Below are 21038 nucleotides of genomic sequence, written 5' to 3'. Positions count from 1 at the left end.
ACTGACGCGGGTAATCACGCGTAAAGGGGCCTCCAATCACACCTGATTCCGCCCTGCTGCGGGTACGGTCGCGCACTCCAGGCGAACGGATGGTTGCTTCGGATCGTTCTGGTGGGCGCAGTGCCGGCGGGCGAGTGGAGTGAGCGCCTGACCATCAGTGTCGCCACTGGCGGACCTGCAGACCTCCGCTGGCGAGGAGTCCGTAGGTCGCTGCCGGTCTGTGGAGTGACTGCTGTAAATGAACGTCAGGGACAGATGGACCGGGTGGCTTCGATGAGCCGCTGTTCGGTCGATCCGTAAGAACAGGACCGGCGGCGGATCCGCGAAGACAGCCAGGTCGACCGAGACCCATCGATTCATGCCGTAGCGAGTGAGGAAGAAATCAGCACTAAAGGTAAGTTCGATGTACCATTAATGGTAAACAACCTGCGGTTAGGAGATGGAATGCGGATTCTCGTAGCGGGCGGTACCGGCAAGGTCGGCGCGGCCGTCGTGGAAGCGCTGAGGGGCAGGCACGAGGTGCTGGTGGCCTCTCGTACGAGTGAGTATCGGGTGGATGTCGGTGACGGATCATCGATTGATCGCCTGTACGGACAGGTTGGCACCGTCAATGCGGTGGTCAGTGTGTTGGGATCGACGCCGTTTCCGCAGTTCGCAGACCTGACGACAGACCACTTCCGGGCCGGTATCGCGAACAAGTTGCTCGGGCAGGTCGACCTGGTGCTGCGCGGTCTCCCGTTCGTCGCCGACGGCGGATCGTTCACGCTGGTATCGGGCATTCTCGCCCGCGAGCCCATCCGTTCCGGCGCCGTGGCATCGACCGTGAACGGAGGGCTCGAGTCCTTTGTGCGGGCAGCAGCGACGGAACTGCCGCGGGGCATCCGCATCAACGCGGTCAGCCCTACGGTGGTCACTGAGGCCCTCGACGTGTACGGCGAGTTCTTTCCCGGATTCGCGCCGGTGCCGGCTGCCGAGGTTGCCCGGGCGTTCGTGAAGTCGGTGGAAGGTGTTCATACGGGGCGCATCTATGAACTCGACTGAGTTGCGGGCTCGGCGTACTTCTTGGTATCACCGGATGTCGGACGGTTCGCGTGTGGGTGCGGTCCACGGCGGGGCGGGATGGGCGGTTCGAACTGGTGGGCAATCGGTCCACGGGCACCTGCCGGTCCCGGTGTCGGGCGCTTCAGATCGGGACAACGCCGAGTGGCAGCAGTTCTCGGCGTGCCGGGGTTCGAATACCGAGTTGTTCTTCCCGCAAGACGGTGAAGCGCAACATGTTCGGGTGAGTCGTGAACGGTCCGCGAAGGAACTGTGTGACGTCTGCCCGGTGGCGCGTCAATGCGCGGACTATGCGTTGGGGACCAAGGAGCGGCACGGTATCTGGGGTGGTATGACCGCTCAGGAACGGCGAAACCGTGAGCGCCGCGCGCGTTTCGCGGTGGCGCGGAATTCTCGGTCGGTATCGCTCTGATCAGCCCGGCCGGGGCGTTGTTGTATCTCGAGCATCGGTATCGAGGAGGATGTATGCCGGAACGCCCTGAGGCTGCTCTCCTGCCGGTGGCCACGACCACACCTCGCGGCGGTGTGATCGCGCAGATCAAACCCACCATTGTGCGCGGTTCGCTGCAGCCTGGGGAGAGGCTCACCGAGGCACGGCCCTCCTTCGAATTGAACTTGAGTCGTCCGATGTCCGGGAGGCGCTGAGTCAGCTGGCCCAGGAAGGCCTGCTCGTCCAGGAGCCCTATCGGGGGTTACGGGTGGCCTCGCTCGACATGCGGCACTGCTCGATATCGCGGAAACGCGGATGGCGCTCGATATGCAGGCGGCGTTGGAGAACTACCTGTTGATGCGACTGTGGCCGGTGACGGAAGCGCATATCACCATTGCGCTGCTGCACGATCAGTACACGCGCGCCGAACCCGCACGCGCGCACGCGGGCACGCCGCCTTGATCGAGGCTTTCGAGACCCGTGACCTGGAGCAGATTCGCGCTGCGTTCACGGTGCACACGATCGGCATGCGCGAGAGTGGGTCGCTCTGATGGCCGTGCGCCGTGCCGGCACCTGAACTCCCGACTGCCTGGACCTCGTGTCGGGCCCGTCCTCTCAAACCCGAAAGACATAGCCGATGCCGCGGACGGTGTGGATCATTCGTCCGGCTCCCGTCGCCTCGAGCTTGCCGCGCAGCGAGCTGATGCACACGTTCAGCACGTTCGACCGTGCCGCCATCGACACCGGCAGTGCCCAGACCGTGCGGAGGAGATCTTCGCGGCGAACGACGCATCCGACATTCTTGGCAAGGACGACCAGGACGCTGAACTCCTGCCTGCTCACGTCGACCCATCGGCCGTTGGCGTGCACCGTTCTCCCGGTAATGCTGATGGTCAACTCAGGGAAGACGAGGTCATCGATCGGTGCCCAGCGCACCCGACGGAGGACAGCGCGGAACCGCGCTGCGAGTTCAGGAACGGTGCAGGGCATCACCACGTGGTCGTCAGCGCCGGCATCGAGGATGGCGATGCGGTCGGCGCTGGACGCAGTACTGCTGATGACACAAATTCCGGCACCGACTCCGTCGAGTCGCTGCCGTTGAACCGTGGACACGATCTCGACCCCCTCGCGTTGAAAATAGGCGATCAAATCGGGGCTCAGTGCGTCGAGCCTGCCCGGCGTCAGGTCGCGGAGGTCGGTGCAGGACACTCGAAGACCGTGGGCGCCGAGCTTGCTCAGCAGGTTCGGTGACCCGAGGCCCACCAGCAGTACCGAGGGTTGTGTGCGCTCATCTGTCTCGAGGCAAGTCACGGATCCGATCCTCTTCGGGAAGCATCAACGGAGACGACATCTGCATCGGCATGCTGCAACACATCTCGCGAAGAAAATCTTGGCACAGCACGGCCCAGGAGGGCGGGAAGGGTTCGTGTGCGGTCACATTCATCTGAGAACTCCGGATGCTCGGGGGCGCCGGTGGCGCCCTGCGGGGGCGTCTCCGCCCGTCGGAGACGCTTCCCGGTTCTGTCGTGACCCCGATTACATCTCATGCTTGCCGTTTTTGGCAAGTTGCATTTACCATTTATGGGTCACTTGCTCTCCAGGAGGTATCCATGTCAGAAGATCTCAAGGGCGTCTACTCCGCGGTCGCCACTCCGTTCACCCAGGATCAGCAGCTCGACGAGGCCGGTCTGCGCCGGTTGGTCGACCGCACCATCGAATCCGGGATTCACGGGCTCGTTCCGCTGGGCTCGACGGGTGAGTTCTTCGCCCTGAGCCGCGGCGAACGCGAATGCGCCCTGGAAGTGGTGCTCGAGCAGTCCGCAGGACGGGTGCCGGTGGTGCCGCACACCGGTGCAACCAGCACCGCCGAGGCGATCGCGCTGTCCCGGCACGCGGAGAAAGCGGGTGCGACCGCACTGATGCTGGTGGCGCCGTACTACGAGCCGTTCAGCATCGAAGAGGTCAAGAGCTACTACAAGGACGTCGCCGCGTCGGTGTCGATCCCCGTGATGGCCTACAACCTGCCGGCCGCGACCGGAGTGAACCTGACCCCGCAGATCCTCGGTGAACTGATCGACGAGGTTCCCAACGTCAAGTACGTCAAGGACACCAGCGGTGACTTCACCGCCGCGGCGCAGCTCATCCACGAGTTCGGGGACAGGGTGTCGGTGTTCGTGGGCTGGGACACCCTCTTCTACGCCGCCCTGCTCGAGGGCGCCGCCGGTTCGGTCATCGGTGCGGCGAACGTGGTGCCGCGTCAGCTGATCGATGTATACGACGCCATCGCAGCCAGCGACCTGGAGCTGGCCCGCAAGCTGTGGGCCAAGCTGTTCCCGGTGATGAGCACCCTCGTCAGCGGTGGATACACCGCGGCCGTCAAAGCCGGGATGGAACTGGTCGGTCATCCCGCCGGGCCGCAGCGGGCGCCCGGTGCCGCCCTGACCGGTCCTCGCCTCCGCGAACTCGAAAAGGCCCTTGCGGCAATGTAAACAGGGACATTCACGCCCCCGCCGATATCGATGATCGCCGGCTCCGACACGGGGCCGGCGATCATCGATATCGGCGCCCCTTTTCGACTCGGGAATCCGAATCGGCCCTATCGGGACCGGCAGATGAAGGGCGTGTTCTGGGCCGCGCCTGGATCTCGCTGTCGGCGAGCTGGTCTTGCACTTGTCATGCCGTTTGGAACCGAGTGCGTTTCTCGATCATCGGGTGCTGGGCGGGGCCGTCGATGGCGAGGTGCGTCCAACCACGATCGCCTCGGGACCGGTCATGCACCATGCGCGTCGGGGCGAATCCGCGTCGTGGAGGCTCGACGTGCAGGCCTCGCGATGCGGCTTCCCCAGGGTGCATCAGATGCAGCGCTGGTCTGTTCTCGCGCGGTCACCAGGTCGGTCCGCTCCGATGCACGACGAACGGCGGGGGACGAAGTCGTGACTTCGTCCCCCGCCGTGCGGATTTAGGCCTAGTGGCCGTCGCTGTCGGGTCTCATGCGCGACCGGCGCGGAGCCGTTCGGCGACCTCGATGGCGTCACCTTCGGGTGCGGTGGAGTCGGCGCCCGGCTTCGCGATCACCAGGTAGAGGAACCCGGCGACGGTGATGATGGAGAACCCGATCAGCGCGATCCAGCGGTCGACGAACGGAAGGCTCTCGTCGCCGCTGGGGCGGGCCAGGATGATCATGGCGATGATGCCGTAGACCAGGGCGGCGATGTTGACGGCGACGCCCAGTTTGCCCAGGGTCCACGGTCCGCCCGGCTTCCAGCCCTTGAACCGCATCCGCAGCGCGGCCAGGACCACCATCTGGAAGGCAAAGTAGGCGGCGATGACCTGGAACGCGGCGATCCGGAACAGGGAGTCGGGGAAGAAGTAGACGAAGACCGTGAGCAGCACCGGCGCGACGTTGATACCCAGCAGTGCGTTGACCGGGATGTGGCTCGAGGAGGTGCGGGCGAAGAAGTGGCTGCCGGGGAACATGTCGTCGCGGGCGAAGGAGTACACCAGCCGGCTGACGGCCGTCTGCTGGCCCATGACACCGGCCAGGAAGGAGGTCAGTGCGATGACGAGGAACGCCTTGGAACCGACCGTGCCGAGGCTGCGCTGCAGGATCGTCGGGATGGGGTTGGCGTCCTCCCCGGCCACGACGGCGGCCAGATCCGGGCAGGCGAGGACGAATCCGGAGAAGGCGAGCAGGGCGGCACCGCCGCCGACGAGGACCGTCAACGCCATCGCCCGAGGAATGGCGCGGGCCGGATTGGGGGTCTCCTCGGCGACCTCGCCGCAGGCCTCGAAGCCGTAGAACATGTACAGGCCCACCAGCGATGCTCCGACGAAGGCGTAGATGTAACTCTGCCCGCCGCCGGCACCCATGGTGTCGAAGAAGACCGTGAAGGGCTGCTTGCGCTGGAAGATCAGCAGGTACAGGCCGATCGCGACGACGCCGATGAGTTCTGCGGTCAGGCCGACGACAGAGATCCGGGCGAGGGTCTTGGTGCCGGTGAGGTTGAACAGCAGGCAGACGGTCAGCACCGACAGTGTGATGACGAGTTTCTGCAGCCCGGTGGCCGAGACCGACGGCTCGTCGGCGGTGCCGAACAGCAGACTTGCGATGAAGTCCGAGCTGAACATGGCAGTGGTGGTGATGCCGATGGTGATGGCACAGATGTAGACCCACGACATCAGCCAGGCGTACTGGCCGTTCCAGAGCCGGCGCGCCCATTGATACAGGCCGCCCGCGAGCGGGAACTGGGAGACGATCTCACCGAAGACCAGGGCGACCAGCAGCTGGCCGAAGCCGACGATGAAGATCCAGAAGACCGCCGGCGGTCCGGCAGTGGAGATTCCCAGCGCGAAGATCGAGACCACGCCGACCATCGGGGACAGGTAGATGAAGCCGAGGGCGAAGTTCGCCCACAGGTTCATCTTGCGCTCGAATTTCGGTTCGTAACCGAGGGCGCGGAGATGCTCGTCATCTCCATGGGGGGCGACTTCGCGGCTGTTACCCGTATCGCGCGTCTCTAGCATGTTTCCTCCGGGGATGGGGACTGACCGAGTGAATCGAAGATCGACGCAGTGTGCGGATCGACTTCAACTCGACCTCTCAGTGATGCATGTCACTGTGCCATTAAGGTTAATTCACCTGGCCATTTTTGGCAATGCCATCGGGTAAATGTTGCGTGGCAGTACTGGGACTGCGATAGCACGAGACTGCACGCCCCCGAAATATGGGGGCGTGCAGTCTCGTTCGGCCTTCCGTGCGTGGTTGTCAGAGCGCAGTGAGCCAGGTGTCGCCCAGGGTGTATCCGTTCGGGAAGGGATCGCTGGGGTCGAGCCCGAGCTGAGTGGTTCCGGTGATCCAGGCCCGTCCGGCGACGCTGGGGATGACCGCGTCGTACCCGCCGATGGTGGTCACGGACTCCACGCGGGAGTCGAATTTGGTGCCGATCAGTGATTCGTGGACGAATCGTTCGCCGACGGCGAGTTCGCCGCGGGCGTGTAGGACCGCCACCCGTGCCGAGGTGCCGGTTCCGCAGGGGGACCGGTCGATCCGGCCGGGGGAGACGACCACGGCGTTCTTCGACGTCAGATACTCGCCGTTCTCGTCGGTCTGCCGGGACAGCGGCCCGGTGAAGACCGTCTGGGTGATGCCGGGGATCTCCGGGTTCTCGGGGTGCTTGACCTCGTATTGTGCGGCGCCGGCCTGCTTGATGCGCTGGCCGAGTTCGCAGAGGGCGCGGGCCTCGGAGGACACGAGGTCGAAACCGGCTTCGGCGGCGTCGACGACGACGTAGGTCATTCCGCCGTAGGCGATGTCGACGGTGAGCGTGCCCAGATCCGGGACCTTCAGCGGCACCTGGGTGTGGTAGACGAAGGCCGGCTGGTTGGTGAGGCGAACGTTTTCGACCTTGCCGTCCTTGCATTCGCACTGCACCTTGATCAGGCCGGCCGGGGACTCGAGGACCACTTCGGTGACCGGCTCGGTCATCGGCAGCATCCCGGTCTCGAGCAGCACGGTGGCGACGCACATGGTGTTCGATCCCGACATCGCCGGGTACTCCGTCGACTCGAGGATGACGTAACCCAGCGGGGCGTCGGGGTGGTTGGACGGCAGAATGATGTTGGCGTTCTGCACCGCGGCACCGCGCGGCTCGAACAGGATCAGCTGACGGATCTGATCGAGGTTCTCCTCGAGGTAGACGCGCTTGTCGAACATCGTCTGGCCGGGAACGTCGCCGATGCCCCCGACGATGACGTTGCCGACCTCGCCTTCCGCGTGGCAGTTGACCACATTGAGTACGCGGCTGAATCGCATTGTTCGCTCTCTTCTTTCGGCGCTACCGACGCGCGCTGAGGTTGTCTTTCGGGGGCACCCGCTGCCCGGGCGGATTTAGCGGTCACCGAAAATCGTTCGGTGCCAGTCCTTGTGGGCGACGCCGGTGATGTCCGACATCGCATGCTTGATGTTGGTGTATTCGTCGAGCGAGTAGGTCGACATGTCCTTGCCGTAGCCGGACTGCTTGTATCCGCCGTGGGGCATCTCGCTGATGATCGGGATGTGGTCGTTGACCCACACGCACCCGGCGGCGATGTCGCGGGTGGCGCGCTGCGCCCGGTACAGGTCCCGGGTCCACGCCGAGGCCGCGAGACCGAACGGGGTGTCGTTGGCCAGCGCGATGCCCTCGTCGTCGTGGTCGAAGGGGAGCACGACCAGGACGGGCCCGAAGATCTCCTGTTGCACGATCTCGCTGTCCTGTCCGGCGCCGACGACCAGGGTGGGCTCGTAGTAGAAGCCGTCGGCGAGGTCGCCGCCCGGGATGGTCCCGCCCCGCACGATCGTGGCCCCGCCGGCGCGGGCGCGATCGACGAATCCGGCGACGTGTTCCTGCTGACGGCGCGAGACCAGCGGCCCCTGATCGGTGGACGGGTCGGTGGTGGGGCCGAGCCGGACGGTGTCCATCACCGCGGCGACACCGTCGACGAACCGGTCGAACAGTGGGCGCTGCACGTATGCGCGGGTCGCGGCGGTGCAGTCCTGGCCGGTGTTGATCAGCGACGCGGCGACCGCGCCCTGAATGGCGGCGTCGAGGTCGGCGTCGTCGAAGACGACGAATGGGGCCTTGCCGCCCAGTTCCAGGTGCAGCCTCTTGCCGGCCGCGGCGGCGGCGATGCGGTGTCCGACCGGGGTGGAACCGGTGAACGAGACCATGCTGACACCCGGGTGGGTCACCAGTGCGTTGCCCGCGGTGGTGCCCTTTCCGGTGATCACGTTGATCACCCCGTCCGGGATCCCGGCGCGGGTGGCGGCCTCGGCGAACAGCAACGAGGTCAGCGGGGTGATCTCGGCGGGTTTGAGCACGATGGTGTTACCGGCGGCGACCGCGGGCAGGATCTTCCATGCGGCCATCTGCAGCGGGTAGTTCCACGGCGCGATCGATCCGACGACACCGATCGGTTCGCGGCGGATGCTCGAGGTGTGATCGCCCGAGTACTCGCCCGAGGCCTTGCCTTCGAGGTTGCGCGCGGCGCCGGCGAAGAAGGCGACGTTGTCGATGCTGCCCGGCACATCGAACTCGGTGGTCAGCTTGATCGGCTTACCGGCCTGCGCCGATTCCACGGTCGCGAGTTGATCGGCGATCGTCTCCAGTTCCCCGGCCCACCGGGTCATCACCTCGCAGCGGTGGGCAGGGGTGGCGCCGGCCCATTCCGGTAGGGCGCCGGTGGCCGCGGTGACGGCGTCGTCGACGTCCTCTGTCGACGCCAGGGGGCCGGTGACGACGACCTGACCGGTCGACGGGTCGAGCACGTCGAACGTGTCGGCGGATTTGCCGTCACGGTAACGGCCACCGATGTACTGCGCGGGGCGGTCCCAAATGTGTTGCGCCACAGTGATTCCTTCGGTCAGGGGAGGGATGGTGGGGTCAGGGTCGCGGCGGCCGGTTAGCGGTTGTCCACCATGACGTGCTTGAGGCGGGTGTATTCGAGCAGTCCGGCCTCGGCGTTCTCGGTGCCGATCCCGGACGCCCCGAATCCGCTGACGGGCAGGTCCGCGGCGAACACCAGGTGGTTGTTGACCCACACGGTGCCGAAGTTCAACGCGTTCTGGACGCGGGTGGCGGTACCGACGTTGCTGGTGAACACCGACGACGCCAGCCCGTACCGGGTGCCGTTGGCCAGCGCGATCGCCTGCTCTTCGGTCTCGAAGGTCTGCACGGTGAACACCGGCCCGAAGATCTCCTCCTGCACGAGTTCTTCGTCGTCGGCGACTCCGACGACGATCGTCGGCGGGAAGAAGAACCCGTCGCCTTCACAGCTCTCGCCGCCGGACACCACCTGGGCGCCGGTGCTGCGGCCGTTGATCTTGGCGAGCACCCGGTCACGCTGCAGGGCCGAGTTCATCGGACCCACTGTGGTGGTGGGGTCGAGGACGTCACCGAGCTTCTCCCGGCTGCACCGCTTCTTCAGGCCGTCGACGACCGCGTCCAGCAGGGGCGCGTGCACGATGACCCGGCTTGCGGACATGCACTCCTGGCCGGTGTTGTACAGCCCGCCGGTCGCGATCGCATCGAGTGCGGATTCGAGGTCGGCGTCGCCGAACACGATGACCGGGGAGTTGCCGCCGAGCTCCATGATGGCCTTCTTGACGCCGTCGGCGGCCGCGATACCGACCTTGCGTCCGGTGTCGATGGATCCGGTGAAGGAGACCACGTCGACCTTCGGGTGCCGGGCCAGTGCGTCACCGGCGACGGCGCCGGTGCCGAAAACCACGTTGAACACCCCGTCCGGGAGCACCCGGGCGACGATCTCGGCGAGCCACGCGGTCGAGTACGGAGTGGTCTCGGCGGGCTTGAGGACGTAGGTGTTGCCGGTGGCCAGCGCGGGGAACACCTTCGCGACCGCCTGCAGTAGCGGGTAGTTCCACGGGGTGATGCCTGCGGCGACGCCGATCGGTTCGCGGCGCATGATCGAGGAGACGCCCTCGAGGTAGTCGCCGCTGGAGGGGGCCGGCAGGGTGCGGGCGGCGCCGGCGAAGAACCGCATCGCGTCGATCACCCCGGGCAGTTCCTCGTCCCGGACCGCGGTGATCGGCTTGCCCGCATCGACGGCCTCGATGATCGAGATCTCCTCGAGAAGTTCCTCGGTCAGGGTGGCGATGTCGAGCAGGAATTTCGAGCGGGTGGCGGGGGTGAGGGCCGCCCATCCGGGCTGCGCGGCGCGGGCGGCGGCGACCGCTGCGTCGACGTCGGCAGCGGAGGAGGCCGGGACCGTTCCGATCTCGCGGCCGGTGGACGGGTCGAGCACCGTGATGGTCTCCGGCGAGTTCGACGGGGTCCAGCGGCCGTTGATGAAGTTGCCGGTCACTCGTCCCGCGAGCTTGTGGAGAACCGAACGCTGGTCGGAGCCGATCGTGGAGAGGGTCATGGGTGGAGTCCTTTGCTGTGAGGCAGGTGTGATGGGTGGCGGGGGGCTATCGAGGTGTCGGCCGGTAGGAGCCGGGATAGTTCATCGCTGCCTCGAAGATCTCGTCGGAGAGTTCCTCGGCGGCTTCTTCGAGTCGGGGCGGGTTGCGATGCTGACCGGGGTAACCGATCAGGCCACGCACCTCGGGGGCCAGGTAGTAGGCGCCACTGACCGCGGTGGCCACCACGTCGAACCGAGCCCGGTCGCTCTCGTGCAGGTCGACGACTGCCGGTTCGAGATCGGAGGCCGTCGCCAGCAGTGCCAGCTCCGCCTGCAGCGCACCGACCAGGTCCGCGCGTGCCGTGAGAGCTCGCTCGAGCCAGATGCACTCGGGGTCGGCGTCGCGGAGGCTGGGCCGGGTCGTCGTGGCGGGTATGAGGACGTCGGCGACGCGCCAGAGCGTTTGCCGTTCCTGCTCGCTCAGGTGGGTCATTCGGAAATCTCCTGCCAGCGTGCGTTGTTCGTCAGGTGTTCGGCGGCGCGCAGCGCCAGTGCCGTAATGGTCGCGGTCGGGTTGACCGCACCCGAGGTGGGCATCACGCTGCCGTCGACGATCGCCAGGTTCGGCACGTCGTGCGCGATGTTCCACTCGTTGACCACCGACGTGGCGGGGTCGGTGCCCATCGTGGCGGTGCCCAGCAGGTGTCCGGGCTGCTCCGGCCACAGGTCGGTCGCCACCGTGCGCACCGCTCCGGCGGCCTCGTGTGCCTCGACGGCGCGTTCGAGGTTGAACTGCAAGAGCCTCTTCGTGTTGTCCGACAACCGGTACCGGATCCGCGGAGCGGGGATTCCGTTCGAATCGGTGAGCGTCGGGTCGAGATCGACGTGGTTGGTCTCCTCCGGCATGTCCTGCGAGTTGATGCCCCACTGCAGGCCGCGGCCCAATGTTTCGTCCATACGGTCGTGCACGGCAGGCCCCCACTTCTCGGCGAACGGACGTCGATCGTGCAGCGACAGCGCGCGCAGCGGTCCACCGATGGGCATCACCTGCCACTTCGCGCCGCCGACGAAGCCGCGGGAAGGGTCGGTCTCGTAGAACTCGAGGGAGTGAATGGCCTGCCCGGCCGGCCCCAGCCAGCTGTCGAGCGGCTCGTCGTAGATGCCGGTGACCTCGGCGTTCGGGTGCAGCATCAGCCGCTTGCCGACCAGACCGGACGAGTTCGCCAGCCCGTTCGGGGCGCCTCCGTGCGCGGAGAGCAGCAGCAGGCGTGGGGTGCCGATGCCATTTGCGGCGACGACGACCAGGCGGGCCTTCTGCCGGTATTCGCGTCCGGCGGCGTCGACGTAGACGGCGCCGTCCGCGCGGCCCTTGGCGTCGACGGTGATCGTGCTGACCCGGGCGCCGGTGATCAGCCGGGCGCCGTGCCGGATGGCGGTCGGCCAGTGGGTGAGGTCGAAGGATGACTTCGCCCCTTCCGGACAACCGGTCTCGCAGGTGCCCCACCGGGCGCAGCGCGCGAACTCACCATGCTTTTGTGACGCAATGGCATTCGGGGACGGCCACCAGTGCCACCCCAGCTTGTTCATTCCGCGGGCCGCGATCCGCCCGATCCGGCCGATCGGGTGCGGGGGCAGCGGCGGCACCATGCCGTCGGGGTACATCGGGTCGCCTTCGAGCCCGGCGAGGCCGACGGCGGCGTCCATCCGGTCGTAGTACGGGGCGAGGTCCTCGTACGTTATCGGCCAGTCGTCGGCGACACCATTGAGGGTCCTGACGCGAAAGTCCGAGGGCAGCAGGCGCATCCAGTGCGCGCTGTAGATCAGCGTGCTGCCCCCGACGCCCGCGAACATCACCGGGGAGACGTCAGACTCGGACACGTTCGTCGGATAGTCGGTTGCGGTGCCGCGCACGTTGGGCTCGGGATACCACTGCTTCTGCGCCAGCAACTCCCATTCCGGCTTGACGGCAGGAAACTCGCCGCTGTTGACCCAGCGTCCCTGCTCCAGGCAGACCACCGAAAACCCGTGCCGGGCCATGTGCTCGGCCACGACACCACCGGACGGGCCGGCGCCGATGATCAGGACATCCGCCCGATCCGAAGGTGTAGGTGCCCCATCGCCGATTGTCATCGGGATATCTCCTCCCGGCCTCAACGGCCTCGGGTTGTACCGGAGCGAGACGGCAACCGCAGGTCGCGCATTCACTCGTCTGTTCACTCACGCGGCGCCGAGACGCCGATCACACCCAAGAGGATAATTAACTTGGCCATTTTTGGCAAGGTCAATACAACTGAGGCGGATGATCGTCAGATCATCCGCCTCAGGGGGAAGGGAAGGGCGCGGGTCAGGGGACTCCCGCAGTGAGGAAGGCCGGCAGTTGCCGATGCGGGGTGCGCTGGAGAACGTCCGCGACGATGCTCTCGAAGTGGCCGAGATGCCGGTACATCTCCTGCTCGATCTCGACAGGGTCGCCCCGCTTGAGGGCCGCCAGAGTGGCTTCGTGCAACTCCACCCCGCATTCGTAGTCTTCCGGGGTGCGCAGCATCATGTCGTGGACGGGCGCGAGCTCCTTTTCCAGCCCCTTCATCATCGCCTCGAGCGACGGGTTGCCCGCGGCGCGCCAGATGGTCCGATGGAACAGCAGCTCGGCCTGAGCGGCCCGGCTGAGGTGGTCCTTGTGGGCGCGCAGCAGATCGATCGAATGCTGCATCAGCTGGTAGTGCTCGTCCGTGGCACGCACGGCGGCCAGCTGCGCCACGCGCGGCTCGAGGGTCTTGCGCGCCTCCAGAATGCGGAAGATCTCGTCCGCCTGGAGCGGGTCGGCCTCCGGCAAATTCTCGAGGCCCTCGGGAATCCAGATCGAGATCACCTCGGGATTGCCGTGCCGACCCGGGCGGCTCCGGAGGATGCCCGCCTCGACGAGCTTGGAGATCGCGCTACTGACCGTCGGACGCGAGACGTCCATCTGTGCGGCGAGCGCCCGCTCCCCGGGCAGGACATCGCCTTCGCGCAGCTCACCAGACTTGATGCGGTCGATAATCTGATGCATGACGTCGCCGCCCGCGCTACGGCTCCGTACCGGCCTGAAGTCCCTCACGATTGCCTCCTTGTACGTTGCCGTCCGCTGTACGTTGCCGTCCGCGTCTCCATTGTAATGTAAGATATCTGCCAAATATGGCCAGTCGTTATGTCCGCTGGAGATGCAGAGTTGTTTTTCGCGGGCTCGGCTCTACCTGTCCAGGGTGCACTTCCCCCCAGTGCGGTCGCACCTGCCGGCGGCTCAGTTCGCGGTCGAGAGCGCGCAGGAAGTGGTGACAGTCCGTGCCGCCCTCGCCGGAGACCGATCTCGACACGGTGTCACAGTCGTACTGCGCCGGTGAGACGCGGAATCGGCCTTCTGTCAGCGCACCTGTGCTGGTGGGATCGCCTTGTCGGAGTTTGCTCGTCGCCGGCGTCAGAGGATTGACACCCGCGAGCGCCGCGACCGTGCTCGTGTTGACAGGGAGGGCGGCCGAGGAACGTCGTCGGCTCCTCAGCGAGAAGCGCGTGGCGGTGTCTTCGTGTGTCTGCCGCGACGTCAGTTCGTGTACAGCGCCGCGCCGAGTCCGCCGTCGACCACGATGGCTGCGCCGTTGACGAACGACGCGTCGTCCGACACGAGGAACCGCACCACATTGGCGACTTCCGCGGGTTCGGCGATGCGCTCCATCGGATACGCAGAGGAAATTTCGTGCCGTGCCAGCTCCGGGTCGGCGTGGGCAGCGAAGTACTGCTGAACCATCGGGGTGTTCATGTCGCCGGGAAGTACCGCGTTGGCGCGGATCCCGGCGCGCGCCAACTGGCGCGTCACGGCGATGCTGCGAGTGAGTCCGAGGACCGCGTGTTTACTGGCGGTGTACGCGGTCAGCATGGGGTCGGCCCTTACCGACAGTACGGAGGCGATGTTGACGATGCTTCCTCCGCGGCCGTGTCGCAGCATCGCTGCTGCGGCGTATTTGCACACCCAGAAGGGGCCGCGCACGTTCGTCACATCGATGATGTCCCAGTCCTCGTTGGTGGTCTCCAGAAAGCTCCGTTCGATCTGACGCCCAGCGTTGTTGACCACGAAGTCGAGCGTTCCGAAGCTGGTCTCGACCTGCGTGAGGGCGTCGACCACGCTCGGTTCGTCGGTGACATCGGCCTGTACGGCAATGACGGTCCCCTGCAGGTCGTGGGCCATCTGTGCGGTTTCCTGCAATTTGTCGGCGTTGCGGCTCAGGGCGACGACATTGGCGCCGTGGGCGGCCAGCGCCAGGACCGTAGCCCGGCCGAGACCACCGGAGGCGCCGGTGACGAGTCCGGATTTAGCTGTGCAAGAGAGCATGTGTTTCCTCGAGGTATGGGATCGCGATCGGAAGAACCGTTGCGGGATAACCGATCCGGAGCGTCGCGACCGGGCATTCGTCGGTTACACGAATGTCTCGGTCAAGGATTCGCCGACCGGGCGGGAAGATGGTTCGATTGCCGAAAACCTACCCTGGTAGGTGACCCGAGGCCCTGGTTTGCGCAGCCTACTTATCTCCCGCTTATCTTCCGTTTGGAGAAGTGCTCACACTCGTTCCTGCGAAGAGCTGAGCAGGAAGGGGGTGGTGAGGTTGAGGTCGAGCACCGCCGACCAGTCCGAGGGCGTTGTTTCGATCGCGGGGCCGCGGCGGATGATGCCCGCATTGTTGACCAGGATCGTCGGATGCGGGAACTCGGCTTTGGCCCAGGAGATCAGCTCGGCCGCGGTGTCGGGTGTCAGGTTGCTGAGGTCGGCGGTGCGGGTGGCGCAGTGAACCCCTCGGGCGAGCACCTCCTTGGCGACGTGGTCGAGTTCGCCGATATCGACGGCGAGGATGTCGGCTCCCGCCTCGGCGAGTGCGATGGCCAGTGCGTGGCCGAGGCCCCGGGAGGCACCGGTGACGAGGGCGGCGTTGCCGTCCAGCCGGAACAGGTCCATAACCGTGGTGTGGACGTAGGTGGAGGGAGGGAAGGAAGGAAGGTTATCTGGGGGGGTGTTCACCTATGGCGAGCGGTGATGCGCACCTTGGCAGCTCCACGAACTGACCTGCCGGTAATCACGCGTAAGAGGGGCCTCTAATCGCACCTGATTCCGCCCCGAGCATCTCGATGGAGCCCCGCTCCACCAAGAACTGGAACGCTTCGGTCCGTGTCACCGCGCGCGTGATGAGCGGGTGGACACGGCGCTGTCGTCTACGTTCGGCGTAGTGGGCGACGCCGGTCCAGTCGATGAACACGCAGGGCTCATCACCGAGAAACCAGCCGTCGTGTCCGGGCGGGCAGATCATGAGATCACCGGGGCCGAGCGCAGACCGGGTTCGACCCATTATTCAAGAAGACCCAGTGTTGCGAAATAGGACACGAGCCACCTCATCCGTACTTCTAACCTTCTCAGGTGCGCACTCCATGTGCATATTCGGAGCCGTTTCATGTCCCATCCCCCCACTTGAGGAGTAACCATGGCCTTGTTCGCTGTGATCTGGTCGTACACCACCGATGCCTCGGTCAAAGAAGCTGCGCATGCCGAACACCTGACTTTCGTCAAGGATGCCGCTGCCCGAGGCATGCTGCAGGAGGCCGGCGCCTGGGCCGACGGCGCCGGAGCCCTACTGGTATTCCAAGCGGTCAGCGAAGACGCCTTGCGTTCCCTGCTTGCGGAGGATCCTTACGTCAAGCAGGGCGTCGTCGTAGAGCAGCGCATTTACCAATGGAATCCAGTCATAGGCCCTCTCGTCGGCATCTAAAGACAATGCGGCACGCTCAGTCCCTGGTGGCTCGTTGTCGAAGTATCTTTACGGTTTGCCTTCGGTAAGTACTTGGTCGGTGGTGTTGGTCCAGACGAACGGCGCACAGCGGGTGTTACATCCGTTGACAAAGGTGCGGATCTTGGTGGTCAGCTCGTTCACGGAGCTGAAGGTCCGCGGTGGATGGCCTGCTGTTCGAATAGTCTGAACCACACCTCCGCAAGGTTTATCCATGATGCGAGGTGGGCGTGGAATACATGAATACGAGGATTTTCGTCAGCCACTCCCGGACTTCGGCCTGGTGGCGTCGTTGGCCTTCACCGGATACAGCTGCCGCTCCGAGTAGGCGCGGGCGAGGTGTTTGAGGAATAGAAGGAACTCCTGAAGGCGATGTCGCGGTTTGCGCTGCCCGAGCGAGCCGATCCGCATCGACAGCATCGGTGCGGTCCGGCCCATGGCCCGAATCCGCTACTTCTTCGTCCACGCACAGCACGAGGGTGTTGTCTGTGGATTCGAGTACAGGCCGACGGTGTCGATCACCTTGGCGACCAAATCCGGATCCGTAAGAACTTGAACAGTGAGTTCAAGCCACGGCAGTGAAGTTCCCTCTTTCCTACGAACGGTGTTTCACTGCCGCAGCCTTGTTCGCCGCTCGCCTGTGCGGCGCGAAAGATGGCACTCTACTTACGCTCTCGACTTGTGCTGTAGTTCCAGCCACAGTCACAGCTGCCAACCCGGTAGCCTTCTCGCTCGACAAATGACGTCGGGACCGGGGCGACGGTCATGCCTGCTTACGAAGGCCGGGTTTCGAAGTCTTTGCGCACAAAACAGATTGGACGCGGCTGTTCCAAGAGTATGTTGCGCAGGTCGTGAGTGGAGCGCGGGTGTGCCGGCGAAATCGCTCGTCTACGCCGTGGAGCCCGATTCGACCAATCCTCGGAATCAATGTGGAACTCAGCGAGTGCTCAGTTCATTTGTATTGTTGGACAAAGCTATTCGGTGCCGGTCAAAGCCGTCGACTCCAGGATCGGGCGGCGAAATCGATCATCTATGCTGCCCACCTCCTCGATCCCGCCAGGTTTCGTCGCGGATCCACCCTGCTCGGCAAAATGCTTATATACGTAAATTAATCTCCTATTGTGTTTCCGGGGTTTGGATGTCATGCTTGCCCTGCAAGGTGTTCCAGGTCACTTGGGATAGTCATTGCTGAATCGGTTTGTAAGGTGGCCGGGGCGCTGGACGGTCCACTGGCTATCGTCCTCACACGATTCGACGCCTCCTTACGCCGCCGTAGATTCGCGAACGGGAGCGGATGTCGACAAGGTCGAGTCGCTGGGCGGACCACGCCAGTCCGGGTGCCGGCTAAAAGAGCCAGGCAGCAGCGTGTTGTGATGCCTGTGAGTCTTCAAAGAGTGCTGAGTGCAAGTCTTTTGGGGACAAGTGAGTGATTGTCCCAGTTACTTTGACTACCGTCGCTCTACTGCACTGAGCACGGAAAGTCCGACATCGACCCGCCCGCGGTGAAAGTGCGGACTACAGAACAGTCGAGAAGATTCTCGTACTGGCACGCCTGCCGCGTTGCGTGGACGGGTGATCAGGCAATTCAAGTCCGCGCCGGGTGGTGAACTTCCAACCATTTCTGCGCCTACACAGATCGGGGAAACAAGATGTCCATGAGCTTGGACCACCCAGCACTGTCGTCGTCGATCGCTGACGGGAGAACGTTGTATATCGCAGGTCGATGGAGCACCGCCACCGACACTTTCGAGCGTGTAGATCCCTCCGATCTCCGCCGTGTGACGGGAATCTACGCTTCGGCGACTCCCGGCGATGTCGAGGCTGGGTATGCGGCCGCCGCCGGTGCTCAACCAGAGTGGTCCGAGACGACAGCAATTCAGCGGTCGGACTTTCTTCGTTCTGCCGCTGATCTCTTGGAAAGCCGCGTTCACGACGCTGCCCTGACAATCACCGCAGACATGGGGAAGGCGATCCGCGACGCACGCGCCGAGGTCCTGCGAAGTGTCGCCATTCTCCGCTACTACGCCGGTGAGATCCTACAGCCTAGTGGAGAGACGTACCCCAGTGCTGATCCACACACGATGCTGATGACGGTAGAGGAGCCGCTCGGCGTCGTCTGTGCAATCACACCGTGGAACTTTCCCTTCGCGCTTCCGGCATGGAAGATCGCGGCGGCAATAGGTTTCGGGAACGCAGTTGTGTGGAAGCCTGCAGAACCGGCCTGCGGATCCGCAGTGTTTCTGACGCGGATCCTCGCAGAAGCCGGGTTGCCCGCGGGGGTCCTCAATCTGGTGACGGGCAGCGGTAGAAAGCTTTCGGCGGCACTCACCGGGAACGCGCGACTCGCAGCCTTGACATTCACCGGTTCGGGTGCCGTCGGGTCGCGACTACGTCAGGCCGTCGCCGATCGCAACGTCAAGGTCCAGCTCGAGCTGGGTGGCAAGAACCCGTCCATTGTTCTCGCCGACGCCGATGTCGAGGATGCAGCGCTACAGATCGTGAAGAGCGCGATGCTCCACACGGGACAACGCTGCACAGCGACGAGCCGGGTCTACGTGGACCGCGCCGTCGCTCCCAGACTACGAGAACTGCTGGTGAAGCACGCTGACGCGCTCGTAGTCGGTGATCCGTACGACGAAGCCACCGACATCGGGCCCCTTGCCTCGGTGGAGCAACGTGACACGGTGGCCGGATACCTGCGACTCGCCCACGACGAGAACGCCGAGTTCCTTACGGGAAGGGAGTTCGACTCCGACACTTGTTATATCGCACCAACAGTCCTGGCCGGGGTGTCGGAGGCAAGCAGGCTCGTCAGGGAGGAGGTCTTCGGGCCAGTCGTGACCGTGCAGGAGGTCGATGGATTCGACGGTGCGCTGAAGGCCGCGAACGACACGGACTACGGCCTGTCCTCTGGAGTGTTCACTAGAGACATCGCGACGGCGATGACCTTCATCCGGCGCACACAATCGGGGTTGGTGCATGTCAATCGCGAGACGAGCAGTGTCGAGCCGCATGTGCCGTTCGGTGGCCTCAAAGGCTCGAGCAGCATGAGCAGAGAACAGGGCAAGGCCGCACGTACTTTCTTCACAACCACCAAGACTGCGTATGTCCGCTGGACCTAGAAGCTGGACCGGACGAGCTTCCCCGCATTCAGCTCTTCACTTTCTGCGACACAGAGCGCAATCGCCAAACCCCCAAGTAGCCCTTGGCATCAAGAGGAGACCAACATGAGCACTGCCGCACCGGCCGTGACCGAAGTACTCGACGTTCTCGTTGTAGGAGCCGGATTCGCCGGGCTGTACCAGCTCGAAAATCTGCGGAGTCGAGGCTATTCGGTGAAAGTAGTCGAGGCGGGTGAGGGTCTGGGCGGAATCTGGCACTGGAACCGCTACCCGGGTGCCCGAGTGGACAGCGAAGGTCCCATCTACCAGTTCACGCGCCCCGACCTATGGGATGAATTCGCGTTCTCCGAGCTCTATCCCGGAGGTGACGAACTGCGCCGCTACTTCAAGTACGTCGACGCGAAGCTCGATCTGAGCAAGGACATCTACTACAACACCCGGGTCATTTCCGCCGAGTTCGACGATACGGCGAACACCTGGACCGTGACCGCGGAGAACGGAAGCACTTTCGTCTGCAAGTACTTCGTTCTGTGCACCGGATTCGCGGCAAAGCCGATCTTCCCGAAGCTCCCGGGAATGGACAGCTTCGCAGGGATCAACCACCACACCGGTCTGTGGCCCGAAGGCGGAATCGAATTCGCGGGAAAGCGAATCGCCATCATCGGTACCGGCGCAAGCGGTGTGCAGGTCGCTCAGGAGGCGTCGAAGAAGGCCGCACAGCTGACCATCTTCCAGCGCACCCCCGTTCAGGCGCTCCCGATGCGACAGCGCCAGCTCACCGACGAGGACAACGCGAAGATCAAGTTCGATCTGGCGGACAGATTCAGTCGTCGTTCGGCGTCATTCTCCGGCTTCGACTTCGACTTCATACCCAAGTCAGCCCTCGAGGTGAGCGAGGAGGAGCGAATCACCACTTATGAGCGACTGTGGGAGTGCGGTTTCGAGTTCTGGCTCGGAACGTACCAAGACGTCTTCGTCGACGATGACGCAAACGACACGGCCTACGAGTTCTGGCGTGACCGGACGCGTGCCCGGATCAACGACCCGGTCATTGCCGAGAAGCTGGCGCCGATGAAGAAGGCGTACCCCTTCGGCGTGAAGCGTCCCTCGCTGGAGCAGACGTACTACGACATCTTCAACCAGGACAACGTGCGCCTCGTCGATCTGCACGAGGACCCGATCGAGACGATCACGCCCACCGGGCTGAAGACCACATCGGAAGAGCACGAGTTCGACATCATCGTCTATGCAACGGGCTTCGACGCCGTCACCGGTGGCCTGACCGCCATCGACATTCGCGGCACCGACGGTACATTGCTCCGGGACAAGTGGTCGAATGGTGTGCGGGCAAACCTCGGAGTCGCAACGGCAGGATTTCCCAACCTGCTTTTCCTCTACGGACCACTGAGCCCGTCGGGCTTCTGCAACGGGCCCAGCTGCGCCGAGATCCAAGGTGACCTCGTCGTCAACACCATCGACTACATGCGGGACAACGGATTGAACCGCATCGAGTCCGAGGCGGACGCGGATGCTGCCTGGTCCGATCACGTCGCCGAGCTGACGGCCGAGGCGCTCTATGACAAAGCCGACTCCTGGTACATGGGTGCCAACGTCCCGGGTAAGCCGCGGCAGTTGCTGAACTACCCCGGTGGTCTTCCCCTCTACCTGGCCAAGTGGGACGAGACCGTATGTGCGGGATACAAGGGCTTCACGCTTTCCTGAGCA

At 64.5% G+C, this 21038-nt stretch carries 18 protein-coding genes; 7 read left to right on the top strand and 11 right to left on the bottom strand.

Annotated elements, in window-relative coordinates; genetic code table 11:
* Window positions 1-444: 444 nt before the first annotated feature.
* From DTA22_RS03385 to DTA22_RS36460, 3 genes are all read left to right on the top strand, one after another.
* On the top strand, window positions 445-1041 hold the full coding sequence (locus tag DTA22_RS03385; RefSeq protein ID WP_112298481.1) for a short chain dehydrogenase: 597 nt from the start codon (window positions 445-447) through the stop codon (window positions 1039-1041).
* A complete protein-coding gene (locus DTA22_RS03380; RefSeq protein ID WP_322789930.1) occupies window positions 1028-1471 on the top strand; it encodes a WhiB family transcriptional regulator in 444 nt (147 codons plus the stop codon). The genes DTA22_RS03385 and DTA22_RS03380 overlap by 14 nt, the downstream gene beginning before the upstream one ends.
* 333 nt (window positions 1472-1804) lie before the next feature.
* Window positions 1805-1951, top strand: a complete 147-nt coding sequence (locus tag DTA22_RS36460; protein ID WP_218027701.1) for a hypothetical protein — start codon at window positions 1805-1807, stop codon at window positions 1949-1951.
* 153 nt (window positions 1952-2104) lie between these two features.
* Here the strand turns inward: DTA22_RS36460 and DTA22_RS03370 are convergent, their stop codons facing one another.
* Window positions 2105-2800, bottom strand: a complete 696-nt coding sequence (locus tag DTA22_RS03370) for a response regulator transcription factor (RefSeq protein WP_245973492.1) — start codon at window positions 2798-2800, stop codon at window positions 2105-2107.
* Window positions 2801-3099: 299 nt separating this feature from the next.
* Between DTA22_RS03370 and DTA22_RS03365 the strand changes: the two genes are divergently transcribed.
* On the top strand, window positions 3100-3978 hold the full coding sequence (locus DTA22_RS03365; protein ID WP_112298478.1) for a dihydrodipicolinate synthase family protein: 879 nt from the start codon (window positions 3100-3102) through the stop codon (window positions 3976-3978).
* A gap of 499 nt (window positions 3979-4477) precedes the next feature.
* On the opposite strand, the gene DTA22_RS03360 is transcribed toward DTA22_RS03365, so the two are convergent.
* The 9 genes from DTA22_RS03360 to DTA22_RS03320 form a co-directional block, all read right to left on the bottom strand.
* Window positions 4478-6013, bottom strand: coding sequence for an APC family permease (locus DTA22_RS03360; protein ID WP_112298477.1), 1536 nt, complete (start codon window positions 6011-6013; stop codon window positions 4478-4480).
* Window positions 6014-6254: 241 nt separating this feature from the next.
* Window positions 6255-7301, bottom strand: coding sequence for a proline racemase family protein (locus DTA22_RS03355; protein WP_112298476.1), 1047 nt, complete (start codon window positions 7299-7301; stop codon window positions 6255-6257).
* Between the two features lie 75 nt (window positions 7302-7376).
* The gene (locus tag DTA22_RS03350; RefSeq protein WP_112298475.1) at window positions 7377-8873 is read right to left on the bottom strand and encodes a gamma-aminobutyraldehyde dehydrogenase; all 1497 of its coding nucleotides are present in this window, start codon (window positions 8871-8873) and stop codon (window positions 7377-7379) included.
* Window positions 8874-8926: 53 nt separating this feature from the next.
* Window positions 8927-10408 (bottom strand): aldehyde dehydrogenase family protein, encoded by a 1482-nt coding sequence (locus DTA22_RS03345; protein ID WP_112298474.1) that lies wholly within the window; start codon window positions 10406-10408, stop codon window positions 8927-8929.
* A gap of 46 nt (window positions 10409-10454) precedes the next feature.
* On the bottom strand, window positions 10455-10880 hold the full coding sequence (locus DTA22_RS03340) for a hypothetical protein (RefSeq protein ID WP_112298473.1): 426 nt from the start codon (window positions 10878-10880) through the stop codon (window positions 10455-10457).
* Complete coding sequence (locus DTA22_RS03335; protein WP_112298472.1) at window positions 10877-12517, bottom strand: GMC family oxidoreductase; 1641 nt, start codon at window positions 12515-12517, stop codon at window positions 10877-10879. The genes DTA22_RS03340 and DTA22_RS03335 overlap by 4 nt, the downstream gene beginning before the upstream one ends.
* Window positions 12518-12731: 214 nt before the next feature.
* A complete protein-coding gene (locus DTA22_RS03330) occupies window positions 12732-13484 on the bottom strand; it encodes a FadR/GntR family transcriptional regulator (protein WP_005243551.1) in 753 nt (250 codons plus the stop codon).
* A 480-nt stretch (window positions 13485-13964) separates the two neighbouring features.
* Complete coding sequence (locus DTA22_RS03325) at window positions 13965-14750, bottom strand: SDR family NAD(P)-dependent oxidoreductase (protein ID WP_112298471.1); 786 nt, start codon at window positions 14748-14750, stop codon at window positions 13965-13967.
* 225 nt (window positions 14751-14975) lie between these two features.
* Complete coding sequence (locus DTA22_RS03320; protein ID WP_245973493.1) at window positions 14976-15368, bottom strand: SDR family NAD(P)-dependent oxidoreductase; 393 nt, start codon at window positions 15366-15368, stop codon at window positions 14976-14978.
* Between the two features lie 520 nt (window positions 15369-15888).
* Between DTA22_RS03320 and DTA22_RS03310 the strand changes: the two genes are divergently transcribed.
* The gene (locus DTA22_RS03310; protein WP_112298470.1) at window positions 15889-16173 is read left to right on the top strand and encodes a YciI family protein; all 285 of its coding nucleotides are present in this window, start codon (window positions 15889-15891) and stop codon (window positions 16171-16173) included.
* A 276-nt stretch (window positions 16174-16449) separates the two neighbouring features.
* Here the strand turns inward: DTA22_RS03310 and DTA22_RS03305 are convergent, their stop codons facing one another.
* Window positions 16450-16629 carry a hypothetical protein gene (locus DTA22_RS03305; RefSeq protein WP_112298469.1) on the bottom strand — a complete coding sequence of 60 codons (180 nt, stop codon included), beginning with the start codon at window positions 16627-16629 and terminating at the stop codon, window positions 16450-16452.
* Window positions 16630-17840: 1211 nt separating this feature from the next.
* On the opposite strand from DTA22_RS03305, the gene DTA22_RS03300 reads away from it, so the two are divergent.
* Entirely contained in the window at window positions 17841-19313 is a 1473-nt protein-coding gene (locus tag DTA22_RS03300) for an aldehyde dehydrogenase family protein (protein WP_112298468.1), read from the top strand.
* Between the two features lie 105 nt (window positions 19314-19418).
* Window positions 19419-21035, top strand: coding sequence for a flavin-containing monooxygenase (locus DTA22_RS03295; protein WP_112298467.1), 1617 nt, complete (start codon window positions 19419-19421; stop codon window positions 21033-21035).
* Window positions 21036-21038 lie beyond the last annotated feature (3 nt).

Source organism: Rhodococcus wratislaviensis, assembly GCF_900455735.1.
Lineage (GTDB): Bacteria > Actinomycetota > Actinomycetes > Mycobacteriales > Mycobacteriaceae > Rhodococcus_F > Rhodococcus_F wratislaviensis.
This window is presented reverse-complemented; position numbering and strand designations above follow the sequence as displayed.